Consider the following 19,774-nt stretch of genomic DNA (forward strand, 5'->3'; position numbering starts at 1 on the left):
CGTGTAGGGATGAGACTAGACGTGGGGCGCGCGTTGGCGTGTTCGGGCGTGTCACTCGCGATGCTCAATTGGGTCACAAGCCGTGGCCCGCCGCGTAGGCCGTCGCCCAGTCACGGACCATGCGGGCGTACTGCTCGGAGTTGTTGTAGGCCTTCAGCGCCTTCATCCAACCCCTCGGGGTGGCGAGTTCCTTGCCGTACCAGCACAGCAGACCGGCCGCCGAGAGTGCGGCGTCGTCGAAGTTGTCCGGGCTCACCACGCCGTCGTTGTTGGCGTCCACCCCGAAATGACCCCAGGTCTCCGGGATGAACTGCATCGGCCCCATGGCGCGGTCCATCAGCGGATCGCCGTCCAGACGGCCCTTGTCGGTATCGGGAATGCGAAGGTTGCCGGCGGTCCCGTCCAGCTGCACACCCCGGATCGGCGGAGTCACGTCGCCGTTGCGCGCGACCATCGCCCCGCGGTAGGTGCCGTGGTGGCTCTCGACCATGCCGATGCCGGCCAACGTGGTCCAGGCCAGCTTGCAGTTCGGGTTCTCCACCTGGGCGACGCGGGCGGCATAGGCGTAGGCCTCCAGCGCATTGACGGGCATGCCCAGTGCCGGCGCCCGCTGCGCCGCCCAGTCATGCAGCTGGTCGGCGGGCCGGCCCTTTGCGTAGGTGTCGATCGCGGGCACAGCATCGCCGGCCGGCGGCGGCACACCTTCGGGAATTGGGGTCCCCAGATGCCACGAACAGCTGGATGCCAACAGCAGCGCTGTCGCAGCAATTACGGCGACAGCCCGCAGCCAACGCACTGGCGACACCGGACTCCCTCAACCCCGCTCTATCTGATTGGCCATCGTCGCATGCGCGGCTACGAGTGTGTCGGGCGACGGGCCCCTGCCGGAAGAACGCCAGGTGAAGTCAGTCGTACTCACAGACCCCCCTGCTAAGGTGAGCCACGCCTAGCTATGGCAAGGCAAGGCTAGGTTTTTTATGGTGTTATCACCCCGGTCGAGCGAGGACGCTTTGATGACTGCCATCTCGGACGTTCCGACCAGCACGCTGGCCGCGTCCAACGTCACGTCGCAAGTGTTCGGTAGCGGCCTGATCGGTTTGCGGGAAGGCCTCGAAGCCGCCATCGTGGTGTCGATCCTGGTCGCTTTTCTGGTCAAGTCCGACCGCCGCGACGCCCTCAAATGGGTGTGGCTCGGCGTGGGCGCCGCAATCGCCATGACCGTCACCGTCTTCCTGGTGATCCAGTTCGGTGAGAACACCATCAGCGGGCTCGGCGCTGAAGCCATCGCGGGTATCGCCTCCCTGATCGCCGTCGTCATCGTCACCACCATGGTGCTGTGGATGAAGAAGGCCGCCGCCTCGATGTCGGGCCAGCTGCGCGGCGAGATGTCGCAGGCCCTGCAGACCGGCGGCCTGGCGGTGGCGCTGCTGGCCTTCCTGGCGGTCGGCCGTGAAGGCGTCGAGACCGCGTTGTTCATGGTCGGTTACGCCGAGGCCGAGACACTCTGGCCGCTGACCGGCCTGATCATCGGCGTACTGATCGCCGCGGCCATCGCCTACGGCATGTACGCCGGCGCCGTCCGGATCAACCTCGCCAAGTTCTTCAAATACACCGGCATCTTCCTGATCGTGGTGGCGGCCGGAATTCTGGCCTACGGCATCAAGGCGCTGCAGACCGTGGGCTGGATCCCCGGGCTCAGCGCCAAGGCCTTCGACATGAGCGGCGCATTCGACTGGTCGGCCTGGTACGGCGAGATCATCCAGGGCGTCTTCAACATCGACCCCACGCCGACCGTGCTGCAGTTCAGCGCCTGGCTGGCCTACATCGTCGTGGTGCTGGCGGTGTTCCTGAAGCCGCTGCGGACCACGGGTGCGGCATCAACCGGTGCTCCGACCTCCTCCGAGACTTCCTCTGAGACTTCCTCCGAGACTTCCTCCGGGCCGACCGCCGAGCCGGAGAACTCCAATGCATCCGAAAGGTCGACCAAGTGAAGCTGACTCCCGCCGTCAAGACCGGATTCGCGGCCACCGCCGCGGTACTGGCCGGCATCTCGATGAGTGCATGCCAGGCCAAGGAGGCCGACACCGGCGGTGCAAACGGTGACGGCGCCAAGGGCAGCCAGATCACCGTCGACGCCTCCGACACCGAGTGCAAGCTGTCGGGGACCACCGCGACGACCGGCCCCAGCACCTTCGTGGTCACCAACTCCGGCAACAAGGTCACCGAGTTCTACGTCTACGGCGAGGGCGAGCGGGTCATGGGAGAGGTGGAGAACATCTCCCCCGGGCTCAAGCGTCAGCTGATCGTTCAGCTCACCCAGCCCGGCACCTACCAGACCTCGTGCCGCCCCGGCATGGTCGGTGAGGGCATCCGCGGCAATTTCGTGGTCAGCGGCGAAGCGGTCCAGGTCGACACCGAGGGCAAGTTCAAGGAAGCCGCCGACAGCTACAAGCGCTATGTGATCAGCCAGGCCGACGCCCTGGTCCCCGCGACCGAGGCGTTCGTCGCGGCCGTCAAGGCCAAGGACATCGCGGCGGCCAAGGCGCAGTTCCCCACATCACGCGTGTACTGGGAGCGCATCGAGCCGGTGGCCGAGTCGTTCCCCAACGATCTCGATCCCCGGGTGGACCTGCGCGAGGCCGACTTGGAACCGGGCCAGAAGTGGACCGGATTCCACCGCCTCGAGAAGGACCTCTGGGTGACCGGCTTGCAGCCCGACACCAACGCCATCGCTGATCAGCTGGTGGCCGATGTGAAGGAACTGCAGGCCAATGTGAAGGCTGCGGACTGGACGATCGACTCCACCCAGATCGCCGGCGGCGCGCAAGGTCTGCTCGACGAGATCGCGATCAGCAAGATCTCCGGCGAAGAGGACATCTTCAGCCACACCGACCTGTGGGATTTCAATGCCAACGTCGAGGGCTCCCAGACCGCGGTCGCCTCGGTGCGGCCGATCCTCGACGAGCGCGACGCCGAGCTGGGCAAGCGGGTGGACGCCAGATTCGCCGATGTGGAGAAGTTGCTGGAGAAGTATCGTGAGGGTGACGGCTTCATCTCCTACGACAAGGTGACCGAGCCGCAGCGCCAGGAACTGTCGCGCGCCATCGACGCGCTGAGCAAAGAAGTGAGCCAGGTACAAGGTGTCATCGCCCACCAATGACCCGGTAGCGGCATCGGAATCCGCCCCGGCTGCCGAGCAGACCGCCGGATTCTCCCGGCGCAAGCTGTTCGGCGCCGCCGGCGTCACCGCTGCAGTGGTCGGCGCGGCCGGCGCGGGTGCGCTGGCCGGCCATGCTTCCGCTGCCAGCGTCCCGCACGGTGCCCTGCAAGGTCCTGTGCCGTTCCGTGGTGAGCGGCAGGCGGGCATCATCACCGAGGCGCAGGACCGGATGCATTTCTGTTCCTTCGACGTCACCACCGACAACCGCGACGACGTCATCGCGCTGCTCAAGCAGTGGACCCAGATGGCCGAGCGGATGACCCGCGGCGAGGAGACCGAAGAGGGCGGTGCGGTCGACGGCAATCCGTACGCACCGCCGTCAGACACCGGGGAGGCCCTGGGCCTGCCCGCCTCGCAGCTGACCTTGACCATCGGGTTCGGGCCGTCGTTCTTCCTCAAGGACGGCAAGGACCGCTTCGGTATCGCCGACAAGCGGCCCGCCGAGTTGAAGAACCTGCCGAAGTTCCCCAACGAGACCATGGACCCGGCCCGCTCAGGGGGCGACATCTGCGTGCAGGCGTGTGCGAACGACCCGCAGGTGGCGGTGCACGCGATCCGTAATCTGGCCCGGGTCGGGTTCGGCACGGTCGCGGTGCGCTACTCGCAGCTGGGCTTCGGCCGTACTTCGTCCACCACCCGCGACCAGGCCACGCCGCGAAACCTGTTCGGGTTCAAGGACGGAACCAACAACATCAAGGCCGACGAGTCCGAGCTGCTCGACAAGCAGGTCTGGGTCGCCGAGGGTGACGGGCCGGCCTGGCTGACCGGCGGCACCTATCTGTTGACGCGACGCATCCGCATGCGCATCGAGAACTGGGACCGCACCACGCTGCTGGAGCAGGAACGCGTCATCGGCAGGCAGAAGGGCACGGGCGCACCCAACGGGTTGGCGGACGAGTTCGACGAGATCGACTTCGAGATCACCGACGGCAAGGGCAATCCCAAGGTCGACGTCGACGCACACGTCCGGCTGGTGTCGCCGCAGAACCTGGGTGGCATCGAAATCCTGCGCCGCGGTTACAACTTCACCGACGGCTCAGACGGATTCGGCCACCTGGATGCGGGCCTGTTCTTCATCGCATTCGTGCGCAGCCCGGAGAAACAGTTCATCCCGATGCTGGGCGAGATGTCCCGCAAGGACGCGATGAACGAGTACATCACCCACACGGGGACTGCCATCTTCGCCTGCCCGCCGGGGCTGCGTGACGGGGACACCTCGGCCTACTGGGGTTCGACGCTGTTCGAGTGATCTCGGGCTCAACCGTTGGGGCCGAGCAGGATCTGACTGAGCCGGGTGGTGGTCGCGACGCCATCGTCGTAGCCGCCCTGCCCGTTGAGCCCGTTCATGATCGCCAGCGTGTAGCGCTGGTTCGGACCGGCGAAGCCGACCGAGTTGATCACCCAGCCGCCCTGCTCCTGCGACCACCCGTTCTTGTTACCGGGGCTCATCGACGGCCCGGCGCCCCACACGCCCCACTGCTGGTCCCCGCCGACCCGCTGCATTTCGGCGACCACGGCGGACGTATCGGCCGGATTCAGTTGGGCCAGCGTGTAATTCATCAACCGGTCGAGATCGTTGGTGGTGGATTTCTGGAAACCCCAGTACGGGAACATGTCACCAAATCCCGGCTGTGGCCGCAGGTCTGTCATGCCGTAGCGCGGGAAGCCGGCGTTGAACGCCTTGTGATCGGGTCCGCCGTAGCGGGTCCACAGCGAATCGGCCGCCGCGTTGTCGGAGTTCCGCAGCATGTTCTGCATGAGTTGCCGGTCGTTGCCCGACAAGCGCAGTGCCCCGGCACGTTCGCGGCTCAGCAGGTCGACCACCATCGCCAGCTTGATGGTGGAGGCGGTCCAGATCATCGCGTTCGCGTTGGCATTGGCGTACCGCGTGCCCGACGACCGATCACGCACCACATACCCGACGGTGCCCGGCCGTGACGCCAGATACGTGTCCGCCGCCGCGATGCGCGAGCGCAGATCACAACCAGTGGCCGCACAGTCCGCATTGGCTTGCGGTGCAACCGTTCCCAGGCTGAGCGCCAGGACGACGGCAGCGATCCGCAGGACTCTCACAGCCTCACGCTAGTTCGACCGGGCCGTACCCTCCTGCCCACACCGCCGTCGCGCGCCGAGCTGAAACCTCGCCGTTGTCAGTTCGTGACGGGCGAGGCCAGCACCCGTTCAGCCAGCCCCGAGGTGACGCGTTGTTCGCGGCGCTACGCTGTCGCGCACGGCGGGCAGTTCGGCTGTCAGTCGGAATCCGCGTCCTTGGCGTCCTCGGCGTCCTCGGCGCGGTCGATGTCCTGTGCGCCATCTGCTTCTTCGACGTCGTCGACGGCATCTCCGCCATCGACGGTCTCTGACGCATCGGCTTCGCCGGCGTCGTCCGATTCCTCGGCAGAGTCGGCGGAATCGACATCCACGACATCGTCGGATTCCTCGTCGGGATCCCCGGCATCGGTCGCCTCGACCTCAACCTCATCCGACTCGACCTCGTCGACCTCAAGTTCGGCAACCGCACCCGGCCAGTAGGTCCGCCACTCCTCCTCGGTGATCGACCCCAGCGGTGACACGTCGAGTTCCTCGGGGACGTCCTCACCACGACGGCCCGCGGCCACATCGGATTCCACCACCCGTACGGTGTCCATGAACTCCAAAACCGCGTTGCGCAAGTCATTCTCAGGGTCAGCGTCCGCCGAAACCACCACTGACGTCAGCGCCGCGGGCACCAAGTCGGCGGGCAACCCGGCCTGCGCGACCCGGGCGAGCACCTTCTGTGCCAGCGCCAAAGCCGGTTGCCCCGTGGGCACATCGTCCATCGATGACCCGCGAGCCTTCACCTTCTGCTCCTGGGCCTTGCGCTGCTCCCACTGGGCCAGCTGCTCGTCCAGCGAAATCGATTCTCCGGCGAGCACTGCCGGCACACGGTTGCCGAGCTTGCGCACAAGCGAATCGGCGACGTCGTCGATATTGAACGGGTGCACGGGGGCATCTTCGGCGATGCGGGCGTGGAACAGCACCTGCAGCAGCACATCGCCGAGTTCTTCTCGCAGTTCGTCGGCGTTACCGCTGCGCACCGCGTCGAACAGTTCGTAGGTCTCCTCCAGGAGATAGCGACGCAGCGAATCGTGAGTCTGCTCGCTCTCCCACGGCCCGTCGGTGCGCAGCTTGTCCATCATCGCCACGGCGTCCACGAGCCGCTCCCCCGCCTGTGCCCGCGGGGCGGCAATCAACCGGTCGCCGGCTGCCAAACGGGTCTTGACGGCCGGATGCTCCGGGTCCGAGGACAGCAGCACGGGCGCATCCTCACCGTCGTATGCCGGCCGCGCCGCCGGCAGCGACCACGGCACCTTGACCGGCATTTCCTCGGTGTACTGCACATCACCGGTGAGCAGATCGATCGCGTCGACGGGGATCAGTGACGGACGTCGCGGGTCGACCAGGACGACCGTCATCGGGCTTCACCCCTCACCATTTCGACGAGATTTGCTGATCTCGGTTATACCAACACTTTGCCGGACTTCGACGCACCCGTGAGCACGGCTAACGCTGCGATTCGCGGCCCCGAACTGTCCCCACACGGGATGGCCGCCCTGCCCGAAGGCAAGGCGGCCATCATGTCACAGCCGGTGACTTACGACTCCGGCGGGAACTCGCCTTCCGGAATCACCCAGTGACCTGGGGTCTCGTCGAAAAACGGATTGACGATGCCGTTAACCGTCGGCAACTTCTTCAGCTGACCGGGCGGAATTCCGAAGAATGGATTGGCAACGCCGTTGACAACCGGTGAATTCATCAACTGCCCCGGGGCGATGTTCTCGTTCGGCAGCCGGAAGAAATTGTTCACCTCCGGGAACTGCACGGTGGGCACGTTCACATCAGGAACATTCACACTCGGCACATTCACATCAGGAACGTTCACACTCGGCACATTCACATCAGGAACATTCACACTCGGCACATTCACATCAGGAACGTTCACGCTCGGCACGTTCACATCGGGAACGTTCACGCTGGGCACGTTCGCATCGGGAACGTTGACGCTCGGCACGTTCACATCCGGAACGTTCACACCAGGCAGGTTCACGTTCGGGACAGCCGGACCAGGGATCGGAGGCGGCTGGGGTACGTCCGGCGCGGCTGCTGCCAGGCCTGCGCCTAACCCGAGCCCGCCGAGTCCCAGTGCACCGGCCATCGTGGTGGTTACTGCGATCTTCTTGATTTTCATGGTCACTCCTTCGCCTTGCGTCACCGCGACGATCACCTATCGGTAGCAATCGCGTGATGTTCGGTTTAGGAAATTGCATGACCGCCCTCTGGCCGACGATCTTGCCGCCTCTTCATTGACGACAATGCAATACCTTGACCCCCCGACGTGTATGTCGGATCGCAGCGCCGGAGCGTTATCAGCAATGACGAATTCGATTCCCGCCGGCACGCAGAAATGCGCGACCACCAGGCAATCAGCGCGAAAAATCGAGATCCGCGGTGATATCGACGCTGTCCTGCGCCTGACCGTGCAGAACCAGCACCAGACCAGCCACCATTCGGACAATGTCGAGGTCACGGATCCGCGGCGAGCCGATGCCGTCGCTCTCACGTGGGATCGGCACCTGAACAACCGATGTGGTGGCCCGGTAGTGCGCACCGGGGTACATCCGCTTGAGCCGCAGCTGCGCGGAATCGGGCAGCACCAGCGGTGACAGCTTGATCGTCGACGCCGACACGGCGCCGATCTCGGTGATGCCGTACTCGCGGCACAACAGCCGCAACCGCGCCACCGCCACCAACCGCTGGGCCTCCACCGGAAGCGGTCCGTAGCGGTCGACGAGTTCGTCCACCACGGCTTTCACGGCGGCCTCGTCCGTGGCCGCAGCCAGTCGCCGGTAGCCTTCCAGCCGCAGCCGGTCACTGCCGATGTACTCCGGCGGCAGATGTGCATCGACCGGCAGATCGACCCGCACCTCTTTCGGTTCCTCCGGTGTGGCAACGGTTTTCCCGTCGGCCGCGGCCCGATAGGCCTCCACGGCCTCGCCGACCAGCCGTACATACAGGTCGAAACCGACGCCCGCCACGTGACCGGACTGCTCCACCCCGAGCACATTGCCCGCGCCGCGGATCTCCAGGTCCTTCATCGCCACGGCCATACCGGCGCCCAGCTCGTTGTTCTGCGCGATGGTGGCCAGCCGGTCATATGCCGTCTCGGTCAGCGGCGAATTGGGTGGGTACAGGAAGTAGGCGTAACCACGTTCGCGGCTGCGGCCCACCCGGCCACGCAGCTGATGCAGCTGCGAGAGCCCGAAGGTGTCGGCCCGCTCGACGATCAACGTGTTGGCGTTGGAGATGTCCAGGCCGGTCTCGACGATCGTGGTGCAGACCAGGATGTCGTACTCACGGTTCCAGAAACCCTCGACGGTTTTCTCCAGGGTCTCCTCGTTCATCTGTCCATGCGCCACGACGACCCGCGCCTCGGGCACCAGCTGGCGGATCCGCGCCGCGGCCTGGTCGATGGTGCGCACCCGGTTGTGGATGTAGAACACCTGCCCGTCACGCAGCAGCTCACGGCGCAGCGCCGCGGCCACCTGCTTGTCGTCTTGCGGGCCGACGTAGGTCAGCACCGGGTAGCGCTCCTCGGGCGGGGTGAGGATCGTCGACATCTCGCGGATGCCGGCCAGGCTCATCTCCAGGGTGCGCGGGATCGGTGTGGCGCTCATGGTGAGCACGTCGACGTGGGTGCGCATCGACTTGATGTGTTCTTTGTGCTCGACGCCGAACCGCTGTTCCTCGTCAACGATGATGAGGCCCAAGTCTTTCCAGGTCACACCGGTCTGCAGCAGCCGGTGCGTACCGATCACCACGTCCACCGACCCGTCGGCCATGCCCTCCATGGTGGTCCGCGACTCGGCCGGGTCGGTGAACCGCGACAGTCCCTTCACCGTCACCGGGAAGCCGGCCATCCGGTTGGTGAAGGTCTGCAGATGCTGGTCGGCCAGCAGCGTCGTGGGCACCAGCACCGCCACCTGCTTACCGTCCTGCACAGCCTTGAACGCCGCCCGCACCGCGATCTCGGTCTTGCCGTAGCCCACGTCGCCACAGATCACCCGGTCCATCGGGACCGGCTTCTCCATATCGGATTTGACCTCGGTGATGGCGGTCAGCTGATCCACCGTCTCGGTGAAGCCGAACGCATCCTCCATCTCGTTCTGCCACGGCGTGTCGGGGCTGAACGCATGCCCTGGCGCCGATTGCCGCTTCGCGTACAGCGCCACCAGTTCACTGGCGATCTCACGAACAGCCTTGCGGGCCTTGGTCTTCGTGTTGGCCCAGTCGCTTCCGCCGAGTTTCGACAGCGACGGCGCTTCACCACCGACGTAACGTGAGAGCTGATCCAGCGAATCCATCGGCACGTAGAGGCGATCGGCTCCGCCGCCTCGCTTCGACGAGGCGTACTCAAGGACCAGGTATTCGCGTCGGGCCCCGCCGACCACCCGCTCCGTCATCTCGACGAACTTGCCGATGCCGTGCTGATCGTGCACCACGAGGTCGCCGGCGCTCAACGCCAACGGATCGACGACGTTACGACGTTTGGCCGCAAGCCTTTTTCCCTCTGAGGCCGTCACCCGGTTACCGGTCAAATCGGTCTCGGTGATGATCACGAGCTTGGCCCCGGGCAGGATCACGCCGTCGTGCAGCGGCCCTTTGAGCACCCCGACCACACCGGGCTTGGGAGCTGTTCCGGGCTCCAACATCGCTGCGGGCGTGTCGGATTCACCGAGCTGCTCCACGATGCGATGTGCGGTACCGGTGCCCGGGGTGACCACCGCGGCATGCCCGCCAGTGGCCACGTGGGCCCGCAGCATCGCGAAGATCTCCTCGAGACTCTGCTGACTGCGCGCCGAGGGTGAGGGCCGCAGGTCGAGCTCGGTGGCCTTGCCGTCAGGCAGCTGGCTCAGCGTCCACCACGGGTGCCCACCGGCCACGGCGTCTTCACGGGCCTGCGAGAAGGGAACGAATCCGGACGCGCCCAACGCCTCGATGTCGATCGGCGCATCGCCACCGACCGCGGCCACCGACCAGGAGGCCTCCAGGAATTCCTGCCCGGTCTTGATCAGGTCGGCCGCGCGGGTACGCACCTTCTCCGGGTCGCACAACAGCACCGGGGCACCCGCCGGCAGGTGATGCGTCAGCGTGGTGGGCTGCACCGGGTGCAGCAACGGCAGCAGCGCCTCCATGCCGTCCACCGGGATGCCCTCGGCGAGTTTGGCCAGCATGTCCGGCACGCTGCCCGGGACGTTGTTCTCGTGGACGGGGTGCTCCTGGGACAGCACCGCGGCACGCTCACGCACCTCGGCGGTCATCAGCAGCTCGCGGCACGGCACCGCGACCACGTCCTGCACCGGGATCTCGGGAATCGAACGCTGGTCGGCGATCGCGAACATCCGCATCTCTGAGATCTCGTCACCCCAGAACTCGACACGCACCGGGTGCTCGGCTGTCGGCGGGAACAGGTCGAGGATGCCGCCGCGGACAGCGAACTCCCCGCGTTTGCCGACCATGTCGACGCGCGTGTAGGCCAGGTCCACCAGCCGGGCGATGACGGCCTCGAACTCCGCTTCGGCGCCGACGGTGAGGGTGACCGGCTCCGTGCTCACCACATCGGGGGCCATCGGTTGCAGCAGCGAGCGCGTGGTGGTGACGATCACCCGCAGCGGCGGCCCCAGTCTCGCGTCGTCGGGATGGGCGAGCCGACGCAACAGCAACAATCGGGCACCGACAGTCTCGACACCCGGGGACAAACGTTCGTGCGGCAGCGTCTCCCACGACGGGAACAGGGCGACGGCTTCGCCGATCACACCGCGCAGTTCGGCGGTCAGGTCGTCGGCTTCGCGCCCGGTGGCGGCAACCACCAGCAGCGGCCCCTGTTGGGCCAGGCCGGCAGCCACCAGCACGCGGGCACTGGCCGGGCCGACCAGCGCGAGATCGGCGGGCCGGTCGGCGGCACGGCGAAGCACGTCCTGCAAGGACGGGTCGGTCAATGCCAGTTCAACGAGACCCGCAATCGGGGTCTGGACATGGTTGTGCCCCGGTGCGGTCATGATGAGGCCATTCTACGGGCCCCCGATTTCGGCTCCGCCCCGATCTCCGCGGGGAGATCATGGACCGATGAAGCGTTGGGCAGCGGCGCTCGCGGTGGTGCTGACGGTGGCGCTCGCGATCATCTGGCTGACCAATCGGGACACGTCGACATCCACGCACGAGGCGGTACCGACGCACCTCGGACCGGACGGCATACCCGACTTCGCCGCCTACCCGGCCGTCGACCCAGCCCAGTACGTCCTGCGCCAGGGCCAAGGTTTCCCGGTCCAAGGGTTTCGCACACCCGCGGGTTTCGTCTGTCTGACCACCCAACACCGGGCGATGTACGCACTGGACTGCCGCGGGCCGTTCGTCGACGCCCCCGACGGTGCCAACCTCGCGCACTTGTTCAGTTACGGCACCACCAACGGCGCGATCCCGATCGACTTCTCCCACACCGACAAGCCACTCAGTCCGGTCGACGGTCTGCGCGAGGACGAGGCGCCGATGCTGCCCGCCGGCGAGCGCTTCGACCTCGGCAACGCCACCTGCGTCCACACCGACGACATCTTGCTGGCCTGCCGGATGGCGGACCCGGTGAAGGGCAACGGGTTCATCGCGACCACCACGGATACGAGGACGTTCGGCAGAACCTGAGGCCGTCAAGATCGGGCCGGCCGCCGTCAAGGGATCGTCAAGGCCGATGACGCAGGCCCCGGCGAGGCCGACGGTGTAGTCATGACCCTGCTGGACATCCTTCCTTCGCTTCGCGGCACCACCCGACCACGACTCGATCCGAACATCTGGCCGCTGACCACGGGTGTCGACGAGGACGGCCGCATCGCGATCGGACGGGTGCCGCTGACCGAGATCGCCGACGAATACCGCACCCCGGCCTATGTCCTCGACGAGACGGATTTCCGGACGCGGGCCCGCCGCTACCGCGCTGCCCTCAGTCAGGCAGAGGTGGTCTATGCGGGCAAGTCGTTGTTGACCACCGCGGTCGCCCGCTGGGTTGCCGAGGAGGGCCTCGGGGTGGACGTCTGCTCGGCCGCCGAACTGGCGACAGCGCTGGCCGGCGGCGTCGCACCGGCCCGCATCGTGATGCACGGCAATGCCAAATCGTGCGACGAGTTGCGCGATGCGATCGATGTTGGCGTGGGCCGCATCGTGATCGACTCCCCGATGGAGATCACCTACCTGGCCGGGCTGGCGCGCCGAACACAGCCGGTGCTTATCCGGGTGACGCCCGACATCGACATCCACGGCCACCGAGCGGTCACCACCGGCGTGACGGACCAGAAGTTCGGCTTCGCCCTTGCCGACCGTCGAGCCGCCCGCGCCGCCGCCCGCATATTGGCCACGCCGAATCTGGATCTTGTCGGCCTGCATTGCCATATCGGCTCACAGATCACCGATCCGTCGCCGTACGGAGAGGCCGTGCAGCGGTTGATCGGCGCGATGGCCGACATCCGTGCCGAACACGGGCTGGTGCTGACCGAGCTCAACATCGGTGGCGGCCATGGGGTTCCGTATGTCCGCGGTGACGCGTCCCTCGATATCGGCGCGCTTGCCGCCGTCGTCGACGACGCGCTGACCGAGGCGTGCGCAGCCGAACGGTTCCCTCGGCCGCGTCTGGTCGTCGAACCCGGCCGCGCCATCAGTGCGCGGGCCGGGGTGACGTTGTATCGGGTGTGCGGAGTCAAGTCCCAGCCCGGCGGACGCACCTTCGTCGCGGTCGACGGCGGCATGAGCGACAACCCGCGGGTCGCTCTCTACGGCGCCAAATACACTGTGGCTCTGGCAAACCGGCATCCGCTGGGGCCGACCATGGTGGCCACCGTGGTGGGCCGGCATTGCGAAGCCGGTGACGAGATCGTCCACGACGTGGAACTGCCCGCCGATATCCATGCCGGCGATCTGCTGGCCGTGGCCTGCACCGGGGCCTACCAGCACAGCATGGCCTCGACTTACAACATGGTGGGCCGCCCGCCCGTGGTGTCGGTGCGTGATGGTGCGTCGCGGGTGTTGGTGCGCCGGGAGACGACGGCGGACCTCCTATCGCGGGATTTGGGTTGAGCCGTCCCGCTCGGCAGCATCCTTGATCCTGGCCAGCCGGCGTTCCCAGCCGGCCGCGATACCGTCGAGCCGGCGCGCCACCTCGCTGAGCCGAGCACCCACCGCCTCGTATTTGACCTCACGCCCCACCCGGGTGGCCACCACCAGACCGACGTCAGTGAGCACCTTCAGATGCTTGGCGATGGCCTGGCGGCTGATCGGGAGCTCGTCGGCCAGTGACGACGCGGACGCGGGCCTACGACCGAGTGCGACCAGTACCTGCCACCGGCTGTCGTCGGCAAGCGCGGCGAAAACCTGCACCGGCGAGGCGTTCTCATGCATCGGCGGCGGCCCCCACCAGATATTTCTCGGCGACTTCGAGCTCGAGCGTCCAGCCGCCGGAGTGATCGTCGAACCGGGAACGGCGGTCGGCCTCGGGCTCGTCGAGCGAGGCGAAACCACTTTCGACCACCCGCAGCACCACGCCGGATGGGGCTGGGGTGATCCAGAATTCGACGAGGGTGGACGAGCTGTCCAGATTGTCGGCGTCGATGTGCCACCGGAAGGCCGCGTAGCGCGGTTCCTCGAGTGCGACGGTACGCAACGCGAACTTGCCGTGCGTGGGGTCGGTGACGATGGCGACGTCGCCGTCACGTTCGATGCGGTGTTCGGTGATGCGCTCCTCGTTGATGTACCAGCCGGGTTCGCTCACCAGGTCCCAGACGCGTTGCGCCGGTGCGTCGATGGTGATCTCCCGCTCGATGCGGTCGTAATCGGTGGTCATGTCTGTGGTCCTCTCCTGCGGGGCTCTTGCAACCCAAGGGTTGCACATACCACCCCATGCTGCAACCCCAAGGTTGCAGTTAATGCGAACGAGCGCCCAGCGCTACTCCTCGTGCAGGACCGGGTCCGACTCCAGATGCGTCAGGCCGTTCCAGGCCAGGTTGACCACGTGCGCGGCCACCACTTCCTTCTTGGGCTCGCGCACGTCAAGCCACCACTGCGCGGTCATCGACACCGATCCGACCAGAGCCTGGGCGTACAGCGGCGCCAGGTCCGGGTCGAGGCCGCGGCGGGAGAAGTCCCCGGCCAGGATCGAAGACACCTGATTGACCGCGTCGTTGAGCAGCGTCGCGTAGGTCCCCGACGTGATGGCCGCAGGGGAATCGCGGATCAGGATGCGGAAGCCGTCGGTGTGTTCCTCGACGTAGGTCAGCAGCGCCAGGGCCACCCGCTCGACCCGTACCCGCGAGCGGTTGTTCGTCAGCGACGAGGTGATCCCGTCCAGCAGCGCCGACATCTCCCGGTCGACGACGACGGCATACAGACCCTCTTTGCCGCCGAAATGCTCGTAGACCACGGGTTTGGAGACGTTGGCGCGCAGGGCGATCTCCTCGATCGAGGTGCCCTCGTAGCCCCGCTCGGCGAACAGCGACTTGGCGATCTCGATGAGCTGCTGTCGCCGTTCGGTGCCGGTCATCCGCGCCCGAGGGGCCCGGATTTCCTTGTCGGGTGCTGCCACGCATATCAGGCTAGACCGTTCGACTAGAGTCTCTCCCGAACATTCCGTCGTGGTGTAATCGGCAGCACCTCTGATTTTGGTTCAGATAGTTCAGGTTCGAGTCCTGGCGACGGAGCAGACGATCCCGCGAACGCCCGCGACGACCCGCTGTTGACGGCGGGTCGGCGGAAAGGACAGAAGGGGTACCTGTGTCAAGCACCGAGGCCGCAGTCGTCGTACTGGCAGCAGGTGCCGGGACCCGAATGCGCTCGGACACCCCGAAGGTGCTGCACACCCTGGCCGGCCGCAGCATGCTCAGCCACGCGGTGCACACCGTGGCCAATGCCGCTGCCCAGCATCTGGTCGTCGTCCTCGGCCACGACCGTGAGCGCATCGCCCCCGCGGTCGGCGAGCTGGCCGACAAGCTGGGCCGCACCATCGACGTCGCGATCCAGGATCAGCAACTCGGTACGGGCCACGCCGTGGCCTGCGGTCTCAGCTCGCTGCCCGACGAATTCGCCGGCACGGTCGTGGTGACCTCGGGTGACGTGCCGCTGCTCGACGCCGACACCCTGGCCGGCCTCATCGAAACCCACAGCGCGGAAACCGCCGCGGTCACCATCGTCACCACCACCGTGCCCGACCCGACGGGCTACGGCCGCATCCTGCGTACCCAGGACAACGAGGTCATCGGCATCGTCGAACAGGCCGACGCCACCGAGTCACAGCGGGCGATCCGCGAGGTCAACGCCGGTGTGTACGCCTTCGACATCGCCGACCTGCGCTCGGCGCTGAGCAGGTTGAGCTCCAACAACGCCCAGCAGGAGCTGTACCTCACCGACGTCATCGCGATCGTGCGCCAGGACGGCCGGACGGTGCGGGCCATGCACGTCGACGACAGTGCCCTGGTGGCCGGCGTCAACGACCGGGTGCAGCTGGCCGATCTGGGCGCCGAGCTCAACCGCCGCATCGTGGCCCGCCATCAACGCGCCGGTGTCACGATCATCGACCCGGCCACCACCTGGATCGACGTCGACGTGACCATCGGCCGCGACACCGTCGTGCGCCCAGGCACCCAATTGCTCGGCACCACCGAGATCGGTGCCGGCTGCGAGATCGGTCCGGACTCCACGCTGACCGACGTCGAGGTGGGTGACGGCGCATCGGTGGTGCGCACGCACGGCCAGCTCGCCGTGATCGGTGCAGGCGCAACCGTCGGCCCGTTCACCTATCTGCGGCCGGGCACGGTCCTCGGGGCCAAGTCCAAGCTCGGCGCGTTCGTCGAGACCAAGAACTCCACCATCGGCACCGGCACCAAGGTGCCGCACCTGACCTACGTCGGCGACGCCGACATCGGTGATCACAGCAATATCGGTGCGTCCAGCGTGTTCGTCAACTACGACGGCGAGACCAAGAACCGCACCACCGTCGGCTCTCATGTGCGGACCGGGTCCGACACCATGTTCATCGCTCCGGTCACCGTCGGCGATGGCGCCTACACCGGCGCGGGCACCGTCCTGCGCGACGACGTCCCGCCCGGTGCGCTGGCCGTCTCGGACAACGCCCAGCGCACCATCGAGGGCTGGGTGGAGCGCAAGCGTCCGGGCTCGGCCGCTGCTGAAGCCGCTCGCAAAGCCCAGGACGAAGGGGCTTAGCCAGCGGCCGGTGGACAACCGGTAGTACCGAGGATTGCGGTCAATATTGAGCAGCAATCCTCGGTGCTGATGGCGATCGGCTGCGACGCAAGCACGACGGAACCGACGTTTCGTGTTGGCAATCTGGTAACCCGGCTACGAACTACCAGAAACGCTACGTACGATTGCTCCGTATCGATCCCCAACCGCGAAGGCAGCCAAGTGGCCACGGACTGGACCGACAATCGAAAAAACCTGATGCTGTTCTCGGGGCGCGCGCACCCGGAACTGGCAGAACAAGTGGCCAAGGAACTCGGTACCGAGGTGACCGCGCAGACAGCGCGGGACTTTGCCAACGGCGAGATCTTCGTCCGGTTCGACGAGTCCGTGCGCGGTTGCGACGCGTTCGTCCTGCAATCGCATCCGGCTCCACTCAACCAGTGGTTGATGGAACAGCTCATCATGATCGACGCGCTGAAGCGCGGTAGCGCCAAGCGCATCACCGCGATCCTGCCGTTCTATCCCTATGCGCGCCAAGACAAGAAGCACCGCGGCCGCGAGCCCATCTCGGCCCGCCTGGTCGCCGATCTGCTCAAGACCGCGGGCGCCGACCGCATCGTCTCGGTCGACCTGCACACCGACCAGATCCAGGGCTTCTTCGACGGGCCGGTGGACCACATGCGCGGCCAGTCGCTGCTGTGCGGCTACATCGCCGAGAACTACAGCGATTCCGACATGGTCGTCGTCTCCCCCGACTCGGGCCGCGTCCGGGTCGCCGAGAAGTGGGCCGACGCCCTGGGCGGCGTCCCCCTGGCCTTCATCCACAAGACCCGCGACCCGCTGGTGCCCAACCAGGTCAAGGCCAACCGCGTCGTGGGTGACGTCAAGGGCAAGACCTGCATCCTCACCGACGACATGATCGACACCGGTGGCACCATCGCCGGCGCGGTCAAGCTGCTGCGCGAGGACGGCGCCAAGGACGTGATCATCGCCGCCACCCACGGGGTGCTGAGCGATCCGGCCCCCCAGCGGCTCGCCGAATGCGGCGCGCGCGAGGTGATCGTCACCAACACGCTGCCCATCACCGAGGACAAGCAGTTCCCACAGCTGACCGTGCTGTCCATCGCGCCGCTGCTGGCCAGCACCATCCGCGCCGTGTTCGACAACGGCTCGGTGACCGGGCTGTTCGACGGGTCCGCCTAGATGCCAGCTGAACCTGCTGTGCGGCCCGCCGCCGTCATCTACCACAACCCCAAATGCTCGACCTCACGCAAAACACTGGAACTGTTGCGCGAGAACGGCATCGAACCCGAGGTCGTTCAGTACCTCAAGACGCCGCCGACGCGCGCGGAGTTGAAGAAGATGATCGCCGAGGCGGGAATCGACGTGCGGACCGCGGTGCGCAAACGCGAATCCCTTTATACCGAGCTGGGTTTGGCCGACGCGTCCGACGAGGAACTGCTCGATGCGATGGCCGAGAACCCCATCCTGATCGAGCGGCCGTTCGTCGTCACCGACAAGGGCACCCGGCTGGCCCGGCCGATCGATTCGGTGCGCGAGATTCTGTGAAGCGGCTGCTCGTCACCGCCGCCGCGCTGGCGGTCCTGGCCACCGGTTGTGGCGCCGAAACACCTGACTACAAGTCGATCTGGACCACGAGTTCGACGACTCCGGCGGCCCCGGCCGACAACCAGCCAGTGCCCCTGTGGCAGTTCCTGGAGGACTCCGGCGTCGTCGGCGAGCCCATCGCGCCCGAGAAGATCCCGCATCTGAGCGTCACCATGCCCAGCCCGCCGGGATGGCACCCGTACAACAATCCCAACCTGGCCCCAGGTACCCGGATGATCGCCAAGGGCGACACCTACCCCACCGCGATGATGCTGGCCTTCACCTTGCACGGCGACTTCGACGTGCCCAAGGCACTCAAAGAGCACGGCTACGCCGATGCCCAGCTGTCGGAGAACTTCAAGCAGCTCAACGCATCCAACGCGGACTGGAAGGGCTTCCCGTCGGCGATGATCGAGGGCAGCTACGACCTCAACGGCAAACGCATGCAGAGCTACAACCGCGTCGTCATCGCCAACGACGGGCTGCAGCCGCCGCAGCGCTATCTCGTCCAGCTGACCGTGACGACCTACGCCGACGAGGCTGCCGCCCAGGGACCGGACATCGAGTCGATCATCTCGGGCTTCAACATCGCCAAGAAATGAAGCCGCGAAGAACTGCCGGCACGACCGTAGGGTGGTCTGCATGAGTGGATGGACCAGCGCCGACCTGCCATCGTTTTCCGGTCGCAGGGTGATCGTCACCGGCGCCAACAGTGGACTGGGGCTCGTCACGGCGCGTGAGCTCGCCCGCGTGGGCGCCAAGGTCACCGTCGCGGTGCGCAACCTGGAGAAGGGCACCGCAGCGGCCGAGACGATGACGGGTGGGCAGGTCGAGGTGCGCAAACTCGACCTGCAGAACCTGGCCTCGATACACGAGTTCGCCGAGACCGTCGAGAGCGTCGACGTGCTGGTCAACAACGCCGGCATCATGGCCGTGCCGCTGAGCCGGACCGCCGATGGGTTCGAGAGCCAGATCGGCACCAACCACCTCGGCCATTTCGCGCTGACCAACCTGCTGCTGCCCAAGATCAGCGACCGGGTGGTGACGGTGTCGTCGCTGCTGCACTGGATGGGAAAGATCAGCCTGCGGGACCTGAACTGGAAATCCCGGCCGTACTCGGCATGGCTGGCCTACGGGCAGTCCAAGCTGGCCAATCTGATGTTCACCTCCGAGTTGCAGCGCCGGCTGACCGCGTCGGGCTCACAGGTGCGTGCAATGGCCGCCCATCCCGGCTATTCGGCCACCAACCTGCAGGGCCAGACCGGCAACAAGTTCGGCGCCAGGATGATGGCGACCGCCAACCGGGTGTTCGCCAGCGAGCCGTCGTTCGGCGCACGTCAGACCCTGTTCGCGGTGTCCCAGGACGTTCCCGGCGACAGCTTCATCGGGCCGCGGTTCGGCCAGTTCGGCCCCAGCGGACCGGTCGGGCGCAGCCCGCTGGCCCGGCGAGCGGGCACCCAGCGGGCTCTGTGGGAGCTGTCCGAACAGCTCACCAAGACCACCTACCCGCTGTAGCGCGCTCCCGCCGATTTTCGGGAGCGGCCCGGTCTTTGCTACCCTGACCTGGCGTCACGGCGAGGGTGGACCAACTGGACCACCGTTATCGGCGGGAACTTCTTCAAGTGTTGCGACCCTTGCCGTGCTGACGATCTGACCGCAGTACCGCAATTAGAGGAG

Annotated in this window: 18 protein-coding genes and 1 tRNA gene; 11 read left to right on the forward strand and 8 right to left on the reverse strand. The window is 66.4% G+C overall.

What is annotated here, in order from left to right:
* Positions 1-73: 73 nt before the first annotated feature.
* Positions 74-805 (reverse strand): lytic transglycosylase domain-containing protein, encoded by a 732-nt coding sequence (locus tag QQ25_RS24910; protein WP_039324272.1) that lies wholly within the window; start codon positions 803-805, stop codon positions 74-76.
* Between the two features lie 208 nt (positions 806-1,013).
* On the opposite strand from QQ25_RS24910, the gene efeU reads away from it, so the two are divergent.
* From efeU to efeB, 3 genes are read left to right on the forward strand one after another with little or no spacing between them, the layout of a single operon-like run.
* Positions 1,014-1,991, forward strand: a complete 978-nt coding sequence (efeU, locus tag QQ25_RS24915) for an iron uptake transporter permease EfeU (RefSeq protein WP_039381594.1) — start codon at positions 1,014-1,016, stop codon at positions 1,989-1,991.
* On the forward strand, positions 1,988-3,160 hold the full coding sequence (gene efeO / locus QQ25_RS24920) for an iron uptake system protein EfeO (RefSeq protein ID WP_039324277.1): 1,173 nt from the start codon (positions 1,988-1,990) through the stop codon (positions 3,158-3,160). The genes efeU and efeO overlap by 4 nt, the downstream gene beginning before the upstream one ends.
* Positions 3,141-4,469, forward strand: coding sequence for an iron uptake transporter deferrochelatase/peroxidase subunit (gene efeB, locus QQ25_RS24925; protein ID WP_039324280.1), 1,329 nt, complete (start codon positions 3,141-3,143; stop codon positions 4,467-4,469). Before efeO ends, efeB begins: the two co-directional genes overlap by 20 nt.
* An 8-nt stretch (positions 4,470-4,477) precedes the next feature.
* Here the strand turns inward: efeB and QQ25_RS24930 are convergent, their stop codons facing one another.
* The 4 genes from QQ25_RS24930 to mfd form a co-directional block, all read right to left on the reverse strand.
* Positions 4,478-5,293: a serine hydrolase gene (locus QQ25_RS24930; RefSeq protein ID WP_039381596.1), complete on the reverse strand. Its 816-nt coding sequence runs from the start codon at positions 5,291-5,293 to the stop codon at positions 4,478-4,480.
* 176 nt (positions 5,294-5,469) lie between these two features.
* A complete protein-coding gene (locus QQ25_RS24935; protein WP_082017666.1) occupies positions 5,470-6,675 on the reverse strand; it encodes a nucleoside triphosphate pyrophosphohydrolase in 1,206 nt (401 codons plus the stop codon).
* Positions 6,676-6,854: 179 nt separating this feature from the next.
* Positions 6,855-7,448 carry a hypothetical protein gene (locus tag QQ25_RS24940; RefSeq protein WP_039381789.1) on the reverse strand — a complete coding sequence of 198 codons (594 nt, stop codon included), beginning with the start codon at positions 7,446-7,448 and terminating at the stop codon, positions 6,855-6,857.
* 235 nt (positions 7,449-7,683) lie between these two features.
* A complete protein-coding gene (gene mfd / locus QQ25_RS24945; protein WP_039381597.1) occupies positions 7,684-11,316 on the reverse strand; it encodes a transcription-repair coupling factor in 3,633 nt (1,210 codons plus the stop codon).
* Between the two features lie 67 nt (positions 11,317-11,383).
* On the opposite strand from mfd, the gene QQ25_RS24950 reads away from it, so the two are divergent.
* The gene (locus QQ25_RS24950) at positions 11,384-11,953 is read left to right on the forward strand and encodes a hypothetical protein (protein WP_039324287.1); all 570 of its coding nucleotides are present in this window, start codon (positions 11,384-11,386) and stop codon (positions 11,951-11,953) included.
* An 81-nt stretch (positions 11,954-12,034) separates the two neighbouring features.
* Positions 12,035-13,375 carry a diaminopimelate decarboxylase gene (gene lysA / locus QQ25_RS24955; protein WP_039381599.1) on the forward strand — a complete coding sequence of 447 codons (1,341 nt, stop codon included), beginning with the start codon at positions 12,035-12,037 and terminating at the stop codon, positions 13,373-13,375.
* Here lysA and QQ25_RS24960 read toward each other — a convergent pair.
* From QQ25_RS24960 to QQ25_RS24970, 3 genes are all read right to left on the reverse strand, one after another.
* A complete protein-coding gene (locus QQ25_RS24960) occupies positions 13,355-13,696 on the reverse strand; it encodes an ArsR/SmtB family transcription factor (protein ID WP_039324291.1) in 342 nt (113 codons plus the stop codon). The two genes, lysA and QQ25_RS24960, sit on opposite strands and share 21 nt — an antisense overlap.
* Positions 13,689-14,138 (reverse strand): SRPBCC domain-containing protein, encoded by a 450-nt coding sequence (locus QQ25_RS24965; RefSeq protein WP_039381601.1) that lies wholly within the window; start codon positions 14,136-14,138, stop codon positions 13,689-13,691. Before QQ25_RS24965 ends, QQ25_RS24960 begins: the two co-directional genes overlap by 8 nt.
* A gap of 102 nt (positions 14,139-14,240) precedes the next feature.
* Positions 14,241-14,834 carry a TetR/AcrR family transcriptional regulator gene (locus QQ25_RS24970; protein ID WP_039324587.1) on the reverse strand — a complete coding sequence of 198 codons (594 nt, stop codon included), beginning with the start codon at positions 14,832-14,834 and terminating at the stop codon, positions 14,241-14,243.
* An 85-nt stretch (positions 14,835-14,919) separates the two neighbouring features.
* On the opposite strand from QQ25_RS24970, the gene QQ25_RS24975 reads away from it, so the two are divergent.
* The 6 genes from QQ25_RS24975 to QQ25_RS25000 all read left to right on the forward strand — a co-directional run bounded on the left by QQ25_RS24975 (position 14,920) and on the right by QQ25_RS25000 (position 19,612).
* Positions 14,920-14,991 (forward strand) — tRNA-Gln (locus QQ25_RS24975).
* A gap of 73 nt (positions 14,992-15,064) precedes the next feature.
* Positions 15,065-16,510 carry a bifunctional UDP-N-acetylglucosamine diphosphorylase/glucosamine-1-phosphate N-acetyltransferase GlmU gene (gene glmU / locus QQ25_RS24980; RefSeq protein ID WP_039324295.1) on the forward strand — a complete coding sequence of 482 codons (1,446 nt, stop codon included), beginning with the start codon at positions 15,065-15,067 and terminating at the stop codon, positions 16,508-16,510.
* 201 nt (positions 16,511-16,711) lie between these two features.
* A complete protein-coding gene (locus QQ25_RS24985) occupies positions 16,712-17,692 on the forward strand; it encodes a ribose-phosphate diphosphokinase (protein ID WP_039324298.1) in 981 nt (326 codons plus the stop codon).
* A complete protein-coding gene (gene arsC / locus QQ25_RS24990) occupies positions 17,693-18,058 on the forward strand; it encodes an arsenate reductase (glutaredoxin) (protein ID WP_039381603.1) in 366 nt (121 codons plus the stop codon).
* 5 nt (positions 18,059-18,063) lie between these two features.
* Positions 18,064-18,699, forward strand: a complete 636-nt coding sequence (locus QQ25_RS24995) for an LpqN/LpqT family lipoprotein (protein WP_039324591.1) — start codon at positions 18,064-18,066, stop codon at positions 18,697-18,699.
* Positions 18,700-18,739: 40 nt separating this feature from the next.
* Positions 18,740-19,612, forward strand: coding sequence for an oxidoreductase (locus QQ25_RS25000; RefSeq protein ID WP_039381605.1), 873 nt, complete (start codon positions 18,740-18,742; stop codon positions 19,610-19,612).
* Positions 19,613-19,774: the final 162 nt, after the last annotated feature.

Origin of the sequence: Mycolicibacterium setense (assembly GCF_000805385.1) — a bacterium.
In the GTDB taxonomy this organism is placed as follows: domain Bacteria; phylum Actinomycetota; class Actinomycetes; order Mycobacteriales; family Mycobacteriaceae; genus Mycobacterium; species Mycobacterium setense.